This window comes from Bacillus sp. B4EP4a (assembly GCF_006680105.1).
Classification (GTDB): domain Bacteria; phylum Bacillota; class Bacilli; order Bacillales; family DSM-1321; genus Peribacillus; species Peribacillus simplex_E.
The window spans coordinates 14,974-34,025 of sequence record NZ_VHIK01000033.1; the positions used below are offsets into that span (position 1 = coordinate 14,974).

Annotated in this window: 15 protein-coding genes; 5 read left to right on the forward strand and 10 right to left on the reverse strand. The window is 41.9% G+C overall.

What is annotated here, in order from left to right:
* Positions 1–168: 168 nt before the first annotated feature.
* Entirely contained in the window at positions 169–1,410 is a 1,242-nt protein-coding gene (locus FNK51_RS16995; protein ID WP_181762282.1) for a helix-turn-helix domain-containing protein, read from the reverse strand.
* A gap of 436 nt (positions 1,411–1,846) precedes the next feature.
* On the opposite strand from FNK51_RS16995, the gene FNK51_RS17000 reads away from it, so the two are divergent.
* Positions 1,847–4,648, forward strand: a complete 2,802-nt coding sequence (locus FNK51_RS17000; protein WP_141994069.1) for a beta-glucosidase — start codon at positions 1,847–1,849, stop codon at positions 4,646–4,648.
* Positions 4,649–4,766: 118 nt separating this feature from the next.
* A complete protein-coding gene (locus tag FNK51_RS17005) occupies positions 4,767–6,191 on the forward strand; it encodes a glycoside hydrolase family 30 protein (protein ID WP_286178750.1) in 1,425 nt (474 codons plus the stop codon).
* 317 nt (positions 6,192–6,508) lie between these two features.
* Here FNK51_RS17005 and FNK51_RS17010 read toward each other — a convergent pair whose 3' ends face one another.
* Positions 6,509–6,865, reverse strand: coding sequence for a phosphotransferase (locus tag FNK51_RS17010; RefSeq protein WP_141994071.1), 357 nt, complete (start codon positions 6,863–6,865; stop codon positions 6,509–6,511).
* Positions 6,866–7,208: 343 nt separating this feature from the next.
* Between FNK51_RS17010 and FNK51_RS17015 the strand changes: the two genes are divergently transcribed.
* Positions 7,209–8,666: a protein adenylyltransferase SelO gene (locus FNK51_RS17015; protein WP_141994072.1), complete on the forward strand. Its 1,458-nt coding sequence runs from the start codon at positions 7,209–7,211 to the stop codon at positions 8,664–8,666.
* A gap of 82 nt (positions 8,667–8,748) precedes the next feature.
* On the opposite strand, the gene FNK51_RS17020 is transcribed toward FNK51_RS17015, so the two are convergent.
* Complete coding sequence (locus FNK51_RS17020; RefSeq protein WP_141994073.1) at positions 8,749–9,177, reverse strand: MarR family winged helix-turn-helix transcriptional regulator; 429 nt, start codon at positions 9,175–9,177, stop codon at positions 8,749–8,751.
* A 122-nt stretch (positions 9,178–9,299) separates the two neighbouring features.
* On the opposite strand from FNK51_RS17020, the gene FNK51_RS17025 reads away from it, so the two are divergent.
* Positions 9,300–9,887 (forward strand): NAD(P)H-dependent oxidoreductase, encoded by a 588-nt coding sequence (locus tag FNK51_RS17025; RefSeq protein ID WP_141994074.1) that lies wholly within the window; start codon positions 9,300–9,302, stop codon positions 9,885–9,887.
* A gap of 617 nt (positions 9,888–10,504) precedes the next feature.
* Here the strand turns inward: FNK51_RS17025 and FNK51_RS17030 are convergent.
* The 7 genes from FNK51_RS17030 to nikC all read right to left on the reverse strand — a co-directional run bounded on the left by FNK51_RS17030 (position 10,505) and on the right by nikC (position 17,247).
* Positions 10,505–11,833: an SLC5/6 family protein gene (locus FNK51_RS17030; RefSeq protein WP_141994075.1), complete on the reverse strand. Its 1,329-nt coding sequence runs from the start codon at positions 11,831–11,833 to the stop codon at positions 10,505–10,507.
* A 3-nt stretch (positions 11,834–11,836) separates the two neighbouring features.
* Positions 11,837–12,535 (reverse strand): response regulator transcription factor, encoded by a 699-nt coding sequence (locus FNK51_RS17035; protein ID WP_098373799.1) that lies wholly within the window; start codon positions 12,533–12,535, stop codon positions 11,837–11,839.
* The gene (locus FNK51_RS17040; protein WP_141994076.1) at positions 12,532–13,299 is read right to left on the reverse strand and encodes a sensor histidine kinase; all 768 of its coding nucleotides are present in this window, start codon (positions 13,297–13,299) and stop codon (positions 12,532–12,534) included. Before FNK51_RS17040 ends, FNK51_RS17035 begins: the two co-directional genes overlap by 4 nt.
* Before the next feature lie 88 nt (positions 13,300–13,387).
* Positions 13,388–14,377, reverse strand: a complete 990-nt coding sequence (locus FNK51_RS17045; RefSeq protein ID WP_283932160.1) for an ABC transporter ATP-binding protein — start codon at positions 14,375–14,377, stop codon at positions 13,388–13,390.
* The gene (locus tag FNK51_RS17050; protein ID WP_141994077.1) at positions 14,377–15,399 is read right to left on the reverse strand and encodes an ABC transporter ATP-binding protein; all 1,023 of its coding nucleotides are present in this window, start codon (positions 15,397–15,399) and stop codon (positions 14,377–14,379) included. The genes FNK51_RS17045 and FNK51_RS17050 overlap by 1 nt, the downstream gene beginning before the upstream one ends.
* A gap of 12 nt (positions 15,400–15,411) precedes the next feature.
* Complete coding sequence (nikB, locus tag FNK51_RS17055) at positions 15,412–16,332, reverse strand: nickel ABC transporter permease (protein WP_141994078.1); 921 nt, start codon at positions 16,330–16,332, stop codon at positions 15,412–15,414.
* 12 nt (positions 16,333–16,344) lie between these two features.
* Positions 16,345–17,247 carry a nickel transporter permease gene (gene nikC / locus FNK51_RS17060; protein ID WP_141994079.1) on the reverse strand — a complete coding sequence of 301 codons (903 nt, stop codon included), beginning with the start codon at positions 17,245–17,247 and terminating at the stop codon, positions 16,345–16,347.
* A gap of 210 nt (positions 17,248–17,457) precedes the next feature.
* Between nikC and FNK51_RS17065 the strand changes: the two genes are divergently transcribed.
* A complete protein-coding gene (locus FNK51_RS17065) occupies positions 17,458–19,014 on the forward strand; it encodes a glutathione ABC transporter substrate-binding protein (RefSeq protein ID WP_141994080.1) in 1,557 nt (518 codons plus the stop codon).
* Positions 19,015–19,052: the final 38 nt, after the last annotated feature.

Here is a 19,052-nt window from a genome sequence, read left to right on the forward strand (position 1 = left end):
CTTTTGAGAGGTTTCTTTAATAGTATCCGCGACAGCAATCACGTTGGGTTAGCTTGATGGGCATGTGGCGGTACCCCATTATACAAAAAAGTACCCTATAGGTAGACTTTTTTAGTGTCTACTCTATAGGGTACTTTTTAGCAGAATACTCACGCTGTTTTTAGTAGGCTAGATTTCAAATTCGTGGCTAGTCCTGAACTGTCTTGGCGTAACGTCTGTATGTTTTTTGAATACTTTTGTAAAGTAACTCTGGTCATTAAAATTAAGTATGAAACTTATCTCTGATACAGTATAATCGGTAAGAATTAGAAGCCTTTTTGCTTCCTCGATACGCTGCCTCTGAATATATTCACTTACTGGAATACCCGTTTCCTTTATGAATAACTGTGACAAATAGCTTGGATTTAATCCGGTGTGCTCACCAAGGTTTTCCAGGGTTATCTTCCTATATAAATGCTTAAAAATATAATTTTGACAGGACAATACCGGTTTAGAAACAATTTGCCCCTTATTTCTTCGCTCGACATCAACAAATTCAAGAAGTACGTCAATAATGGCATTTTCTACCTTATAGATTGCTTCTAATTCTTCAATATGCTGAATGTGCATATCACTCATTGTATATGCGGTTTCCCAGTCTAAACCTCCGTTTATAGCGGCTCGTGTCCAAAGCGTAACAGCAGTTATGGCAAAATTCTTCCTGCTTCTTAAATAGCTTTGTTTGGATAAAGTTCCAATCGATTCCTTAGGGAAAGACAGATAGGCCTTTAACGCTTCATCCTTTTTTCCAACCTTAATGAGGTGGTACAAATTTTTCTCAAAACTCGGATCCATATGGAAGAATTTGTTTTCACGCTGATTCGACACTATGACATCAAGATGGTCGGTTGGGGTAACTTTGGGTGAATAGATATATGACTGCTCCAATACTTCGTTCACCTTAAGAGTTTTCCCACAAACAAGGTAATAGAGGAGCGTTCCGATATAAGCCAGCCTCTTTTGGTTAATCACTGGGATATTTTCGTAATATTGGAACCACTGATCATGATAGTTGCCTGGCACCTTGTTATCTATTATAAGGATTTTTTTGGATTCCTCGGTTAATCCTTTATAGAAAGATGGTCCAATCACAATGGTTCCCAAAGATGGATGACCAGGCAGGCGTAGAATAAGAAAGTGCTCCAAAAAATTAGTCATATGGATAGCCGGCAATAAAGTTCCTTGGTAAAAATGTGTAATTTCACCAAGAAGCTCTTCAATCCCTTCGAATAAGGGATTAGCTTTAAAAGTTTCAGGTAATTTAATTGTGACTTTTTTATTCTCATTTAAATAAAAAACAGGTAAGTCGAATGTTTTGAACATAAGATTACAAATATATGGAATATCCTTCCTGTTAACCATTCTATTCATTTTCATATCACTTGCCTTTTTTTAGATAACTTATTTGTTTTAAATAGATATATCAAAATAACATTAGCTTCCTGTAAAAGATCCAAGCCCCATAGATAATGGAATAGCCTATTATTGATTTATAGAACTCTACTTTTTCCGCGCCAATAAGTCGGAAATAATACTCTTTCTAAATTCTTCGAATGATTATTTTGACCCGTTTTTTTAAAAATCTGTATAATTTTCAACTTACTAACCTTTAATATAAAACCCTTTCATTTCACCAAAGTCCAGTTTTAACAAATAATAAGGATTATGAAGCAAAGTTAGGCATTTTCACCTGTTTCCTTCGACACCTTGAAATTATACCAAATACCTACTAATTATACCATATATATTAAATATTGTTCTGTAACATTTAGAAGGCAATAATAATTTTGAAAGAGGAGCTGGAAAAATGGTTGGTTTATTAGATGGGAAACGGAAACTTACCGTACTAAGCCTTATTTTTACTTTAGTTCTTAGTATGGTAACTATTCCACTGACGACATCTGCTGAGGCAAATTCGTTTCCGTGGATGAACAAGGAACTTTCTGCTGAAGAAAGAACTAATTTGTTGGTGGATACAATGACACTGGAGGATAAAGTACATTTTATCACCGGTAATTTGAACAATTATTATGGCTTTTATAATAAGGGAGAAGAGAAATATGGGATTCCCGCGTTAACAATGGCAGATGGGCCTGTCGGGGTCCGGATTGCAAATCCGGATGTGCAGAATAAACAATCGACTGCTTTGCCTGCTGCGATTGGATTAGCTGCAACCTGGAATACGGAAACGGCTAAAAAATATGGGGAATTACTTGGGAATGAAGCATTTAATACAACACACAATGTATTGTTAGGACCTGGATTAGATATTGCTAGAAATGCTTTTGGAGGAAGGAACTTTGAATCCTTAGGAGAAGATCCATACTTACAATCACAAATGGCTACAAATTATGTGAATGCGGTTCAAAACAACAATGTATTAGTTACAGCGAAGCATTATCTATTAAACAATCAAGAAAAAGATCGCTTCACAAGTGATTCACAAGCAAGTGAGAGAGCAATAAACGAAATATATGCAAGACCTTTCGCAAGTGTGATAAAAGATGCAGATTTAGGTAGTGTGATGTGTTCCTTTAACCAAGTAAATAGTATGTATGCTTGTGAAAATGAAGATATCCTAACGAAACTATTGAGAGGAAATCTAAATTTTGCTGGCTTTGTCATGAGTGATTACGGGGCAAACGTAAGTACTTCAGAATCAATTAATGCTGGGTTGGATCTTGAAACGCCTGGAGACCCTAATGGTTTCTGGGGCGATCACTTAGTACAAGCAGTGAAGAACGGAAAGGTAAGTGAAGAAACAATAAACCAAAGTACGTATCGCATTTTATATCAAATGTTTGATAAAGGTTTATTTGATAACCCTGTGCAAAATAATGAAATTGACGCAAAAGCACATGGTGCAATTGCTCGACAAATCGCTGCAGAAGCAATGGTTTTACTTCAAAATAAAAAAGATGTCTTACCGTTAAATACGGAAAAACTAGATTCAATTGCTGTAATCGGACCGGATGCAGATACTGCTTCTGCTGCGGGTGGGGGTAGTTCTCTTGTGAATCCTACTTATACTGTAAGCCCACTTGAAGGGATTAAAAACCGTGCAGGGAAAAATGTAAAAGTAGAATATGCGGCTGGAACAGATCCAATTAGTGCGGGAGATATTCTTCCAGGACCAAATCCTGTACCATCTGCATTCCTAAAGCCATCAGCTGATGCAATAGAGAATGGATTAAAAGCAGAATACTGGTCGAATAAAAATATGGAAGGCGACCCGGTCTTTGAACATACAACAAAACAAGTTAACTTAAATCTAGGATTTTATAATTTCGAAGGCTTTAATGCTCAATCTTCTAAATTAGATAAACTTCCTACAAATTTAAATGGCATGATGTCGGCAAGCTATACAGGAGTAATCAACGTACCAAAATCTGGTGAGTACAAACTTTCTACCACTAGCTATGGTTCTAGTAAAGTATATATTGATGGCAATCTTGTTATAGATAATGCTGGAGAAGAACTAGGCACTGAAGAGAAAACTGTAACATTAGAAGCAGATAAAAACTATGATGTTAAGATTGAATATAAAACAGATTATCCAAATGCTTCTAGAAATGATGATGGCGGTCAATTACGTTTCGGCTGGGAAGCTGCTGACGATGTTGTAGATGATAATATTGCTAATGCAGTTGAGCTGGCGAAAAAATCAGATGTAGCTGTTATAGTAACAAGAACGTTTGATAGTGAAGGTTATGTAGATCGTTCCGATATGGAATTAACAAATAACCAAGAACAACTTATCAAAGAAGTTGCAAAAGTGAATAAGAATGTGGTTGTTGTAAATGAAAGTGGTATTGCTATTGAAATGGGAGCTTGGAAAGATAATGTTGCTTCTATTGTACAAGCTTGGTATCCCGGACAAGAACAGGGGAATGCTATTGCTGACGTATTATTTGGAGATGTAAATCCATCAGGTAAATTACCTGTTACTTTCCCAGTCGATGAAGATTCAACACCAGTATCATCGGAAGAACAATACCCTGGTATCGACGAAGTGTCAAAATACACGGAAGGTATTTTTGTAGGGTATCGTGGCTTTGAAAAAGCTGGGATAAAGCCAGCCTTCTCCTTTGGACATGGTTTATCTTATACAGAATTTGGCTACAAGAATTTAAAAACAAAGGTAACCTCTTCAAAAGACTCAGAAGAACCTACCTTTAAAGTATCATTAAACTTACGTAATACAGGCGATGTAACCGGATCAGAGGTTGTACAAGTGTATACTGGCAAACTGCCAACAGACGTAGAGACTGCGCCAAAACAATTAGCAGGCTTCCAGAAGGTAGAATTAAAGCCTGGTAAACAAGAAAGAGTAACTATTAAACTCGATGCAAAAGCCTTCGCTTATTATGATGAAGAGAAAAATGAATGGGTAATGCCTTCGGGTCAAGTACCTATTTACGTTGGTAGTTCTTCTGCTGATATTCGCTTAGAAGGTAGTATTACTGTTTCCAATGATAACAGTAAGAATTTTAATCAAGTGAGCAATGCAAATTCAGATAAAAATAATCTAGCAAAAGCAAACACGAATAAAGCAAACAAAAACAAACGTATTAACGCAAGTAAGAGGGACAGTCTATCTAGAAGATAATCCTTTTCCCCACAATGAATTTACGTTCATGTGGGGAATTTTTTTCAGATGAGGTGAGAAAATGAAATCCTATCGGAAAAGAACGACCTTAATCCTCCTTCTCCTGGTGTTATTTATAATGTTTATTAGTCGATTCAATTCTTATCTTGAAAGGGAAGAAATTTCGCAGGAAAAAGAAGTTTCTGTTTGGCTTACGACTGGTGATCAAAAGAACTTGTTAACTAGTAAATCCCCTATTCTTTTTTCAGACAAGGAAAAAACAAATGTGCAAACTATAACAATTGATCGTAATACAACTTATCAAACAATGGACGGTTTTGGAGCAGCCATTACTGGTTCTTCTGCCTATTTGATTCATAAAAAAATGGATGAATCGAAGCGGGAATATTTATTAAATGACTTATTCACCTCTAACGGAATTAATATCAACTATATTCGGCATACCATTGGGGCTTCTGATTTTTCTGTAGATGAGAATGGGAATCCAAGCAGCTACACATATAATGATACAAATGGTGAGCTGGATTTGGAACTAAACCATTTTTCCATCGAAAAAGATCAAGATGTAATTACTACCTTTCAGGCTGTCCTGGCAAAGAAAAGAGATATTAAGATTGTTGGATCTCCATGGACAGCCCCACCCTGGATGAAATATGGTGTAAAAATATTCAATGGCTGGTACTTAGACTATACCAATGAGGAAATATATAGAGCCTATGCTAATTATTTTGTTCGTTATGTACAGGCCTACGAACAAAAAGGGATTCCTATTGATAGCATTACCATTCAAAATGAGCCTGAATTTACTTCACCCAATTATCCGACGATGAGCATGAGTGCAGAAGAACAGGCGAAATTCATTGGACATTATTTAGGTCCAGTATTTGAGTCGAACGGTATCGAAACGAAAATCATCTCCTATGATCATAATTGGGAGGGGGCTTTAGATTATACTACAGCTTTGTTTCAAAATGAGGACGCAAAAAAATATACAGATGGTACTGCGTTTCACTGTTATGAAGGTACTCCGGCTGCAATGACCCAAGTCCATACAAATTTTCCTGATAAAAATATTTATTTTACCGAATGTAGCAGCGGGGAATGGAGCGAAGACTTTGGGGATAATTTAAGCTGGCAAATGTCCAATATTATCATTGGCGCCCCTCGGAATTGGGCAAAAAACGTATTGATGTGGAATATCGCACTCGACGAAAATGGAGGGCCCACAAATGGCGGCTGCGAGAACTGCCGTGGGGTTGTAACGATTAATCAAGCAACCGGTGAAGTTAAGAAGAATGTAGAATACTACGCCATTGGACACGCCAGTAAATTTGTTGGGTCTGATGCCGTTCGGATTGCCTCCACCACATACCTGAGAACAATTGAAACCGTAGCCTATCAAAACCCTGATCACTCTAACGTTTTAATAGCCTCAAATCCAAGTGAAAAAGATCAAGAATTTCAAGTGAATGATGGAGGGGCATTCTTTACTTATACTCTTCCTCCTAAAAGTGCTGTTACTTTTACCTGGGAGTCGAAATAATAAGTTTATTTATACTTTGATGCAATCAAGGTAATAAATCAATGGAGACAAAAAATTAATTCCTGGTACCAAGGCATTCGGATATAGATTAGTGAACAGTGTGGATCCAAAGTTTTAAAGTAACCAACGTCAGCGTTTTTGCCTTCGTGCCAAGTTTTTAAGGTTATCCTTTTCAACTTTTAGGATTGTATCCATTTCCGGATTTAGCTTATCATGGGGTACAGCCAACATTTTAACAAAAATATACGCTAAGACAATATTTGGAACAAAAAATGAAATTACATTTAAGTAAACCATTGCAAAACTAGGAGCACATATCATCCAACAATATTTATCAATGTTTGTATATTTTCGGCAAGGAATTCTTTGTTCTTTTCAATACCACGTTTTTTGCACCAAGCTACTCCACTAAATGCGTGGTAAAAGGAATAAAAAGGTAGAAAAGTTTCTAAATTTGGCAAGGTCCGGATGCTTTTGTATCCCAATATAAATTCCTCTTTAGTCTCTGGGTACACGTCCCATACATATTGCTTTATCTTTGTGAAGTCTATTTCAGATGGACCTCCATGCGCACTTTCAAAATCAATAAGCCCAGATATCTTTGATTCATTAAGAACTAATATGTTACCTGGACGAAAGTCCATATGAACTACGCATGGACCATCCACTTCCATCCAATGAGGGTTTCATCCATATAATCACGCTGAGCCGTATCACAATTTTAAACGGGAATCGACTAAGATATTCTTAAGCAGGAACCCAGTAAGGGTACCTGCTTTCTTTATTTCTAAGGGACAGGGAGGTTATTGGCGCTTTACACAATCGTTTTATGAAATCCCGGAAGGCACCAATGATTTTACATGACTTTAAAAGAGCCATTTTTAAACAGAAACGGTATAATTAATTGGCAGAAGTAGACATTAATATGGACTGCAACTGAGTTTTATTACGTGTTTTAATATGAATCTTGAGAGAAAGAACATTTATACAAAAGTCAAAATAAGAAAAGGAGAAACCATGACTAATGAAACAGGATGGAATTTAGACAATAGCTATGCGCGTCTTCCGGAAAAGTTTTTCACAAGCACGAACCCGACTCCTGTACGTTCACCGGAGTTGATCATTCTGAATGAACCTTTGGCGGATTCTCTTGGTTTGAACGTTCAAAAGCTTCAAAGCGAAGATGGTGTGGCGGTGTTTGCCGGAAACGAGATTCCCGAAGGTGCTTCGCCTCTTGCACAAGCATATGCTGGGCATCAATTCGGTCATTTTAACATGTTAGGGGACGGCCGGGCGATATTGCTTGGCGAGCAGGTCTTGCCAGAAGGCGAGAGGGTCGATATCCAGCTGAAGGGTCCAGGAAGAACGCCATACTCCCGCGGGGGCGATGGCCGGGCTGCACTTGGACCGATGCTGCGCGAATACATCATCAGCGAAGCGATGCACGGGCTCGGCATTCCTACCACCCGAAGTCTGGCAGTGGTGACGACCGGTGAAACGGTAATCCGTGAAACCGGGCTGCCTGGTGCCATCATGACCCGTGTGGCTTCGAGTCATCTTCGTGTCGGAACCTTTCAATTCGCTGCAAAATGGGGCACGCTCGAGGAACTCCGGACACTTGCCGACTATGCCATTAAGCGTCATTTTCCAGACATTGAAGCCGATGAAAGCCGTTATCTCTCGCTGCTGCAGGAAGTGGTCAAGCGTCAGGCTGAGCTTATCGCCCAATGGCAGCTGGTTGGCTTCATTCATGGGGTGATGAACACCGACAACATGACGATTAGCGGGGAAACCATCGATTATGGCCCTTGCGCCTTCATGGATGCCTATGATCCTGCAACGGTATTCAGTTCAATTGATAGACAAGGCCGCTATGCCTATGGCAACCAGCCGGTTATTGGGGGATGGAATCTTGCACGATTCGCTGAGTCCCTATTGCCGCTGTTGCACGATGACCAAGATCAGGCCGTAACACTGGCACAAGATAAGATTACTGTTTTTAATGATCTGTATCACTCTAATTGGTTAGCGGGAATGAGGGCAAAACTGGGGATATTCAACGAAGAGACTCAGGATGAAGCCCTTATTAATGGCATCCTCAGTATGATGAAGAAGCATGGTGCCGACTATACCAATACGTTCCGTGCTTTGACCTTTGATAAAGTGGAGGACACGGTCCTTTTCGGTACACCGGAATTCGCTCAGTGGCAAGAGCTTTGGCAGGCAAGACTGGGCAGGCAGAAGGAATCGAAAGAATCTTCGAATCAATTGATGCAGAACAGCAATCCTGCAGTGATCCCACGGAACCACCGGGTGGAAGAGGCGTTGGAAGCGGCAGTGGAACAAGGGGACTACAGTGTGATGGAACGGCTTTTGGATGTTCTTGCAAAACCTTATGCACACTGCGAGGAACAAGCTGAATACGCCGCACTGCCTGAGTCAACAAAACCATACCGGACCTTTTGCGGTACCTGATTATAATGGAGATTATGAAGGAGCTCCCGAGATTGAAGTTGATTCTTTGTCAACTTCAATCTCGGGAGCCGTTTTTGTTTATTTAGTAAAAAAGTTTTGTTTGAAGAATGTCCAGGGCACGGTCAATATCCGCTAAATCTTCCTTTGATGCATGTTGCAGCCGGCTTTGGAAACGGGATTCCACGATTGCAAAAGCCTCGTTCATCATCATTTCCCCCTCTTTGGAGAGGCGGATGTATTGTTTCCGTCTATCTTCCGAATCACTTATTTTTTCAATTAACTTCTTTTCGCTTAATTTTTTCAGTTCACGGCTCGTGTTAGGCATGGAGATGTGCTGACAGTCACTGATTTCACTTGGTGTGACAGGCTGACTGACTGTTATATATTCAAGAATTTTATATTGTACCGGCGTGATGGAATCGGATTTGGCGTTTTGGGTCAATTCGTGTGTCACTTGATGTACGGAAGTTGTAAATGTGACCATTTTTTCAAAAAGAGCTTTTTTGTCCATAACTTTCACCTCTCTTGTGAAGATATCAAAAGAGTTATCAAAATACAATTATCATTTGACAATAAAAATGGTACTGTTATATTATTGTTATCAATTGATAAGTAAATAGGGGGGGGGACGTCATGAACGTGCTGGTCATCTACACATATCCAAATCATGAAAGCTTAAGCCATGCTTTTTTAGAAAAAGTCATCAAAGGCAGTAACGAGAACCCCAACATAAAGGGACTGCAGGTCTTGGATCTATATGAAGAGGGCTTTAATCCGCTCTTGGAGTTCAATGAGCATAAACGAAGGCGTGATATGCATCGTGATCCTCAGCTTGAAAAATATAGAAATCAAATTACCTGGGCCGACAAGATTGTCTTTGTCTATCCAATCTGGTGGGGGAGGCCTCCGGCAATGCTGATGGGATACATTGATCAATTATTTTCTGCGAATTTTGCTTACAGGGATAAAAAGGGCTTGTTCCCAGAGGGTCTTCTAAAGGGAAAGTCGGTCGTATGTGTGTCCACTATGAAGGGACCTGCAAAGTATCCACTTCTCTGGTTGAATGATGCGCATAAAATCTTGATGAAAAGAGCGTTATTCAATTTTGTCGGAATCAAAAAAGTGAAGTTTTTCGAATTCGGTAATATGGAAAGCCCAAAGGGGAAACAGACTCAAAAGCTGGAAAAGGTTTATCGGTATTTCAGAAAGGTGGCAAGCTAAGTTATTCCGAGATTAATAGAGGGATTTCAGATGTAAACAAACTAGATAATAATTGATTTTGCCTACAGTTTTTTTATTTAAAAAAAGTTTCAGTTGATTTCAGAAATCCGCTCCCTTTCCGCCGACTGTCTGCCAAGCCGCATCAAAGCAAGCGGCTGTGGGGTCTCGGCTAGCCAGTAATTCGGCAGGAGTGTCGCAAATTTCTTCAATCCAATAAGGATTACAGCAAAAAAAACATTAAGGATAATCTAGTCTTGTATTAAATTCATGGTAATAATTTCGGATTCAGGATAAGATCCTTTAAGATCCCCAGTAATGGCTTGTACAATTTGTACGTTGATTGGAAGGTAGGGGCACTCGCTTTCCGCGGGCGGTCCGGGAGCCTCCTCGGCGCTTCTTGCGCCTGCGGGGTCTCCCTTGGACGCGCTTTTCTAAGCAGGAGTCTCGCACCTTCCGTTCAATTAACTTAGCTTTTTTCTACAAACTGTCTTGATCTATAAAGATTAGGCTTTTTTTATTTGTGTGATATTGAATTCTCTCAAGACCTGCGGAGCCAAATACACGCAGAGGTGATTACATAGTTTGTTATGTAACCACTTTGCCATCCGCCTTCTTAATCAATCCCGTTTTGTTTTCACGGACCTCCATTTGTTCTTGATGAGGGTAAGGATCATACAAATCACCATGATCGTCAATGAAGCCAATCCGCTAAACCATATGCTTTGGAATTCACTTACATAAGGCCGGATGATGTATGAAGCCAAAATGGCCAGGACCGCGCTTATCGGTATGTAATCAGCGACTTTCCCTTTGCTGAATACGATAACCAGTATTGGGGCCAGCAATGCCGAATATATATTGCCTGAATAAAATAAGAGCTCTAATAGGTTTGGGGAATAGAAGAGTGTAGCAACGAAAACCAATCCTCCGATACAGATTGAAAGCAGGCAGGCCATCCTTATTTTTTGCTGGTCGCTTTTTTTTGTTTTTAGTGGTTCAAGAATATTGGCTACGATCAGGCTTACCAATGAATGCAGGCAGGCACCGAATGTTGAGGTGATTGCACTGAAAGCGCAGAGCACAAAAAGGATGAAAAAGAATGGTGTCGTTATTTTGTTTGCCAATCCAGCAAGGATCGAGTGTATATCAGTGAAGCCGCCCGTAAAGATAACCATAATGAACAGGGATGAAAAGGAGAGCGGGAATATGATCCAGATAAGGCCGGATAAAGAGAATGTTAAGGGAACCTTTTTCATTTCCATCATGAATAATCGCTGCCATGATGTCAGGTCAAAGAAAAACTGGCCGAACCCGACAAGAAGTCCTGCTAAAAGAAAACTCCATAGATCATACTTATTGATTACGAGCATGTATGGATGGTATAAACGAATCCCATCATAAACAGGCTGAATCCCTTCCTTGACGAAAAAGTATAAAGGAATCAAGATTACCGCGGCAAACATGAAGATGACTTGAAAAGCGGCGAATCCATGAATGAGCTTTAACCCGCCGAATCCAGCATAAAGGACACAAAAACCGAAAAAAAAGAACAATCCGACATAGAGCGGGGTATCGAAAAGAAACTGACATAGGGTGGACGCGGCCATTCCCTGAATGAATAAGATGTGTAAACTGGTTATGACCAGAATCACGATCAATATCCAATATCCGAGGGGGTGAAGCCGGGCTTTTAAATAGTCCCCGATGGTCAACCCCACGGGGAAATCCTGCCGAACCCTTTTCCCGATGAAGCTGAACATGGACAGGGCGATCGCTCCCATCAGGGCGTATCCGATCCCTCCGAAAACTCCATACTTCACCATCGATTCAGGGGAGGATAATATTGTGGTTCCTGTCACCCAGCGTGCCAGGAGGGAGATGATCCCTAAACCCATCCCGATTTGAATGGGGCCTTGTACGTATTCTTGAAATGTACGTGATCGCAATGTTCATTTTCCTTTCTCGCGGAACTCCTTGGGCGTGATTCCCTCTATTTTCCGGAATAAAGTGCTGAAATAATGCTGGCTATTGAAACCCGAGTTTTCAGCGACGTCTGATATGCTCCAGCTGGTGTTATTGGTTAAGGCCCTTTTAGCGGCCTTTATTCTATAGTGCATTAAATATTCCGAAAAGGAAGTGCCGACTTCTTCATGGAATTTCCTGCTTAAATAAGTCGGATTGGTATGCACTTCACGAGCGATGTCCGAAAGGGAGAGTTTTTCGGCATAATTTTCATGAATGAATGAAAGCGAATGGTGAATAAGGGTTGAATAGTTATGAGAAGATTCCCTTTTGTCATACTTGGCCAGGACTTTATGCAAATCACTTTCTATTACGGGTTTCGTTAAATAATCAACAACGCCTATCCTGATGGATTGCTGGGCATAATCGAAACTTTGATGCGCGGTCACCATTATGATTTCGACTTCTTTGTTCAGTGCCCTTAGGTCTTCACCAAATTCAAGACCAGATCGCCCCGGTAGATTAATATCCAGGAAAGCGAGGTTGATTTTATGATTTTGGTTGAGGGTCAGTGCCTGACAGGCATCAGCAGCTTTGTAAAACTTCCAAAAAGGGTAGATGGACTGAATCATATATTCCATTTGTTCAAGGACCAATGGTTCGTCATCAACTAATAATACATTCATTCCGGCTCCGCCTCCTCCAATTTCTTATCAAAAACCAGTGGCCATGATACCTTTACCTTAGTTCCCGATTCATTAGAAACTATATTCAATTGTGCACGGTCATTAAAATACAAATATAAACGTTTTTGGATATTATCCAGGCCATGGCCGCCTTCGTCCGTAACGGAAGATTCATTTCCCATTAATCCATTATCCGCCACTTCCAGATATACCATCTGCGAATCCAGATAGAACCTGATATGCAGCAGGGCTTCACCCACTTTTTTTTCCAAACCGTGTTTAAACGAATTCTCCACCAATGTCTGGAGAATGAAGGGTGGGACCAGTGCGATTGATAATGGTTCTGGGCACTCCATGTCAATCTTGAGCCGATCACCGAAGCGAAGGGTCTGGATGTCGAGATAATGCTGGGTATACTGGATTTCCTGGGAAAGGGGGATCAACGGTTCTGATGCTTTATATTTGAATTTCAGGAATTGCGAAAATGCCTCTAAGGCCCGTATCAATTCAGCCGTCCTGTTCAGGCGGGCCAAGCCCAGTATGACGTTCAGTGTATTGAACAAAAAGTGTGGCTGGATTTGCTGGTTCAATTTATTATACTGTGCTTCTTGCAGTGCTTGCTCCAGGCGGATCTCTTTGTTTTTATTTTCAAGAAGGTCGATCCTTTTCTCGAATATGAATAGAAATAAAAGAGCGATAGCTCCCATGATGGGAGCTAAAATGAAGAGCATGATAATTAATGTGAATCCTTCGTAACTTAGCATGGAGAACCTCTGCTGGTTATATTTTTAAATAACTTGAATTATTCTGTTTATTAGTATCATACTAAAGACCCCTTCGGAAATCTACAGGTTATGACACAATGTGACAAGCCACTTGATGATTTTGTGCCGATCTTTTTAGTTCAGGCAGCTGTGTTTTGCAGATATCCTGTACAAAAGGGCACCGTGTATGGAAGCGGCAGCCGCTTGGAGGGTCGATGGGTGAGGGGACATCACCCGTCAATAGGATCCGTTCTCTTTCATGCACAGGATTCGGTACTGGGATGGCCGATAGCAATGCCCTTGTATATGGATGCTGCGGCTGTTCGAAAATGGACTTTTTATCGGCTATTTCGACTATCTTTCCGAGATACATGACCATTACCCGATCCGAGATATGTCTGACCACGCCTAAATCATGTGAGATGAAAAGAAAGGTAAGGTCGAACTGGCGCTGTAAGGATTTTAATAAATTCAGCACTTGCGCTTGAATGGAGACATCCAGTGCAGATACAGCTTCGTCACATATGATCAATTTTGGGTCCACTGCCAGAGCCCGCGCAATGCCGATCCGCTGTCTCTGGCCGCCGCTGAATTCATGCGGGTATCTTTCCATGGATTCCGGTCTCAGCCCGACATGTCCCAATAATTCTTCAATCCGGCTCTTTCGGTTTTCTTTAGGTACTACATTTTGGATGGCCAAAGCTTCTCCGAGAATTTGGCCGATCGTCTGTCTCGGATTAAGGGAGGCAAATGGATCTTGAAAAATGACTTGCAGATCCTTCCTGGTACGCCTCATTTCTTTTTTTCCTAAACTCAGTAAATCCTTATCCTGAAAGTGAATGCTCCCGCTTGTTGGTTCATCCAAACGAAGGATGGCCCTTCCGGTAGTCGATTTTCCGCAGCCGGATTCGCCGACTATGCTTAAGGTCTCGCCCTGATGGATATCGAAGGTAATATCATCAACGGCTTTAACATGATTGATGGTTCTTCCGAAAAACCCGCCCTTGATCGGAAAATATTGTTTCAATTGATCCACTTTAAGCAGAACCTTTTTCTCTGCAGCTGGTACACCCATCATTAAATTCCCACCTTCTCTTGAGCGTCATATTCCTTCTCCCATTGGGGGGTGAACATCCAACAGCTGACCTCGGTGCTTGGGCCGATAGCCTGGAGATCCGGTACGGCCTGTTCACAAATGCCCCTCGCATGTGCGCAGCGGGGAGCGAAGCTACAGCCCTTGGGCATGTTGTAAGGACTTGGAACGGTCCCGGGGATTGTAGTCAGTTCTTCCTGGTCCATGTCCAGACGCGGAAGGGAGTTCAATAAGCCAATGGTGTATGGATGTTTTGGGTTTGTGAATATTTCCTTGGCCAAAGTGTATTCGACGATTTTTCCTGCGTACATGACGGCAACCCGGTCACAGGTTTCGTATACGACACCCAAATCATGAGTGATCAAAATGACAGCCGTCCCGAAATCCTTTTGCAGCGTCTTGATCAGTTCGAGGATTTGAGCCTGGATCGTCACATCAAGTGCTGTTGTAGGTTCATCCGCTATTAAAACCTCAGGGTGGCAGGCAAGTGCCATGGCAATCATGACCCTTTGCCTCATTCCGCCGCTTAGCTCATGCGGCTCCTGTTTTGCCCTTTTTTCGGGTGAGGGGATGCCGACGAGCCGAAGCATGTCGACCGCTTTATTCCATGCTTCCTTCTTTCCCAGCTTTTGATGGAGCCGGATCGCTTCTGCAATTTGTTCGCCCGCTGGATATACGGGATTCAATGATGTCATCGGCTCCTGAAATATCATCGAAATTTCATTTCCGCGTATGGAACGCATCTGTTTTTCAGACTTCGTAAGCAAATCCTCCCCTTTAAAAAGGATGCTGCCACCGGCAATCTTGCCGGGTGGCGATGGAATGAGCCTTAATAACGATAGTGATGTTATGCTTTTCCCGCTTCCCGACTCCCCGACGATTCCAAGCGTTTCCCCTTTATTAAGGGAGAAACTGATTCCGTTGACTGCTTTACTCGTTCCTTCGTCAGTGAAAAAGTGGGTCTGCAGATTTTTTACCTCCAGAATTTTATCATCAACCTGTTTCATCATCATACCTCCTTAGTTCAAGTCTATTCTTTTGTTAAAGTATCGATAGAGGACATCCACTGCTAAATTCATGAATACGAAGATAACGGAAGCGATGAGGACCCCGCCTTGGACCATCGGCAAATCCCTCGTTCTGATTGCATCGACTATCAATCTCCCAAGTCCATTGATGGCAAAAACGGACTCTGTCAATACGGTGCCGCCAAGGAGTGCACCGAACTGGAGGCCAACGACTGTAATGACGGGGATTAGCGCATTTTTCAGGCCATGTTTATAAATGATGATATATTCTTTTAATCCCTTGGCTCTTGCGGTCCGGATGTAGTCCTGGCGAACGACTTCAAGCATGCTCGACCTGGTCATCCTGGCTACAATGGCCGCCCCTCCGGCCCCAAGGGTTATGGCTGGGAGTATCATGTGCCTGAAAGTTCCCCAACCTGAAACCGGAAACAAATGAAGGTTCACGGAAAAGAAGTAGATAAGCATGAGGCCCAACCAAAAACTAGGTAACGAGATTCCCAGTAAAGCAACGATCATGATGGAAATGTCAGCTGCCGAGTATTGCTTGGTAGCCGAGATGATTCCTGCGATCATTCCAAGCACGACGGTTATGAAAATGCTGGCAAGTGCAAGTTCAAGGGTGATGGGCAAACGGACCATGATTTCGTCCAAAACTGGGCGGCTGCTGCGGAGTGATTCCCCGAAGTCACCTTGAACGGCATGAAGGATATAGTCGACGTACTGATAGAGGATTGGACGATCCAAGCCAAGCTCATGCCGCAGCGATTCAATCGTTTCTTTAGTTGCTCCTTCACCTGCAAGCAGTGTTGCCGGATCTCCAGGTACCATTTGCATGATGAGGAAAACAACAAGACTTACTCCCAGTAAAACCGGTATGGTTTGAAGTACCCGTCGGATAATAAATACGAACATTTTCTCTCCTCCTTATTTTTTCATTCTTGGATCCAGGGCATCTCTAAGTCCATCCCCGAAGATGTTGAAACCAAGTACCAGTGTTGATATCGCTATCCCCGGAAACAAAGCGATGTGGGGGGCGCTGAACAAATAATCCCGACCGCTGCTCAGCATCGCTCCCCATTCTGGCGAGGGCGGCTGGGCTCCCAGTCCGAGAAATGATAATCCGGCTGCCGACAGAATGGCCGTTGCCAGACGTAATGTGGCTTGAACGATGACAGGCGATAGAATATTCGGAAAAATATGCTTGCATATGATTGTGAAATCAGTGGCTCCCAATGCACGAATGGCATCGATATATTCCAGCTTCCTGACTGACAATGTGGAACCGCGTACAATCCGGGCAAACATCGGTATGGAAAAGACGCCGACCGCTACCATTACATTGATTAAACTTGGACCAAGGGCACTGATGATGGCAAGAGCAAGCAATATTCCCGGGAAAGCCAGCAGAACATCGACAATCCTCATAATGACGGTATCGATCCATCTTCCGTAATAACCAGCTGTTAACCCGAGGAGTATGCCAATGAACGCCCCGAAGAATACAGAGACAAACCCGACCGTTAATGAAAGCCTTGTCCCATATAATAATCTGCTTAAAATATCCCTTCCCTTATCATCCGTACCCATCCAATGTTCGGCTGACGGAGGCTGGAGTTTGTTGACTAAATCAATTTCATAGGGATCCTGCGGTGAGATCAAAGGTGCAAAGATAGCCAATAAAATATAAAAAAGTACGATGTACCCGCCTATCAATGCCAATTTATTTCGCTTGAACTTTTTATAAAAGGCTTTCCAGTGTCTTAGTTTCGGAGATTTTCTTTCGTTTACATTCAATTCGGTATTATTGATTACGACCTCTGGCTTCATTGGACTTCCTCCTTTTCTTTCATTCAATTTATTCAAAAAAGGAATTGAAGTAAATATGATGCGGAAAAGCAGTAAAGATAATTAAAAAATGAGTAAAGATTCTGAAAATATAAAATTTCATTTTTTTTTATAATTTACAGTAAGCCCGATGTACTCATAGCTGAAAGTTACTTGGAGAAACAAAGGGAGGATGAAAAGGGAGGAAATAGAATGAGAAAAGGTATGATTGGGTTGCTTTTTGCCTCTTTATTAGGCATCTCATCCGTTTTATCAGGATGTGCAACAGAACAAACCGGCAGCAAGGAAACAGAGGAAAAAGCGAAAGAAGGAGGAACGCTGATCGTCGCGCGATTATCTGACGCGACCACGTTGGACCCTCATTTCATAACAGACATTCCATCTGCAAACGTCATTTATGAAAAGGTTTATCAAACATTGGTCATTCCTGACAAAAACATGAATCCTAAACCGCTGCTCGCAAAAGAGTGGAAACAGCTGGATGATGTCACTTGGGAGTTTAAATTGCAGGAGGGAGTCAAATTCCATGATGGGGCCCCATTCAATGCCGAAGCGGTGAAAACAAATTTCGACAGGATACTGGACCCGGCAACAGCTTCGCCGCAGGCTGGTAAATTGGAAATGATCAAAGAAATTAAAGCCGTTGACGAAACGACCGTACAATTCAAGTTGAAATATCCTTATGCTCCGCTGTTATCGATTTTAGTGAGTAATGAAGGAAGCATCATCAGCCCTAAAGCGATTAAGGAAAATAGTGACAAATTGGCACAAAACCCCGTTGGTACAGGGCCATTCGTTTTTAAATCGTGGAAGCCTGGTGAAGAAATCACACTTTCGAAAAACAAGGATTACTGGGGAGATAAGCCTAAGATCGATGGGGTGGTATTCAAGGTTGTCCCTGAAGATGCCACGAGGATTGCGATGATTGAAACGGGTGAAGCACATGTGACAGATCAAGTGCCAGTTACCGAGATTGATAGGATCGAAGCGTCGGGCACGATGGATTTATATCGCACGGAGGGACTTGCAGTTGAATACTTAAGCTTCAATGTTAAGAAAAAACCTTTTGATGATGTACGGGTCCGTAAGGCGGTCGCTCATGCCATCGAGGTCGATTCCATTATCAAAGGGGTTTATAACGACGTCGGTACGAGGGCAAATTCAACAATGAGCCCAAAGGTGTTTGGTTATGATCCGGATATAAAAGGCTACGACTACGATATTAATGAATCGAAGAAGCTCTTGACTGAAGCGGGGGTCAAGGATGGTTTGGAGTTTACACTGACGACGAGTGATCGTAAGGAAAGGATCAATATGGCCGAGGTGATTCAATCCCAGTTAAAAGGAATTGGAATCAAGGTCAAGATTCAAGTCCTTGAGTATGGGGCTTACATTGACGCGACAGCCAAGGGCGAGCACCAGGTAGCGATAGGCGGCTGGGGCAATGCCACCGGGGATGGAGATTATAATCAATTCAATCTTTTCAATAGCAAATCCCAAGGCGCTGCGGGAAATAGTTCATTCTACAGCAACCCGGAAGTGGATAAATTGATTGAAAATGCACGTAAAGAATCGGATGGCGATAAACGTAAGGAACTATATTCCAAGGCACAAGCAATTGAAAGGGAAGAAGTTCCATATGTTCCTATCCGTAACTATGAACACCTGGCCGTATATGGCGAAACGGTTAAAGGACTTTGGCTGAATCCGGCAAATTATTTAATGCTTGATGACGTAACCGTGAAGTAGGAATTCATCACAAAAGGAAGGCAGCATAAGGATGTTAT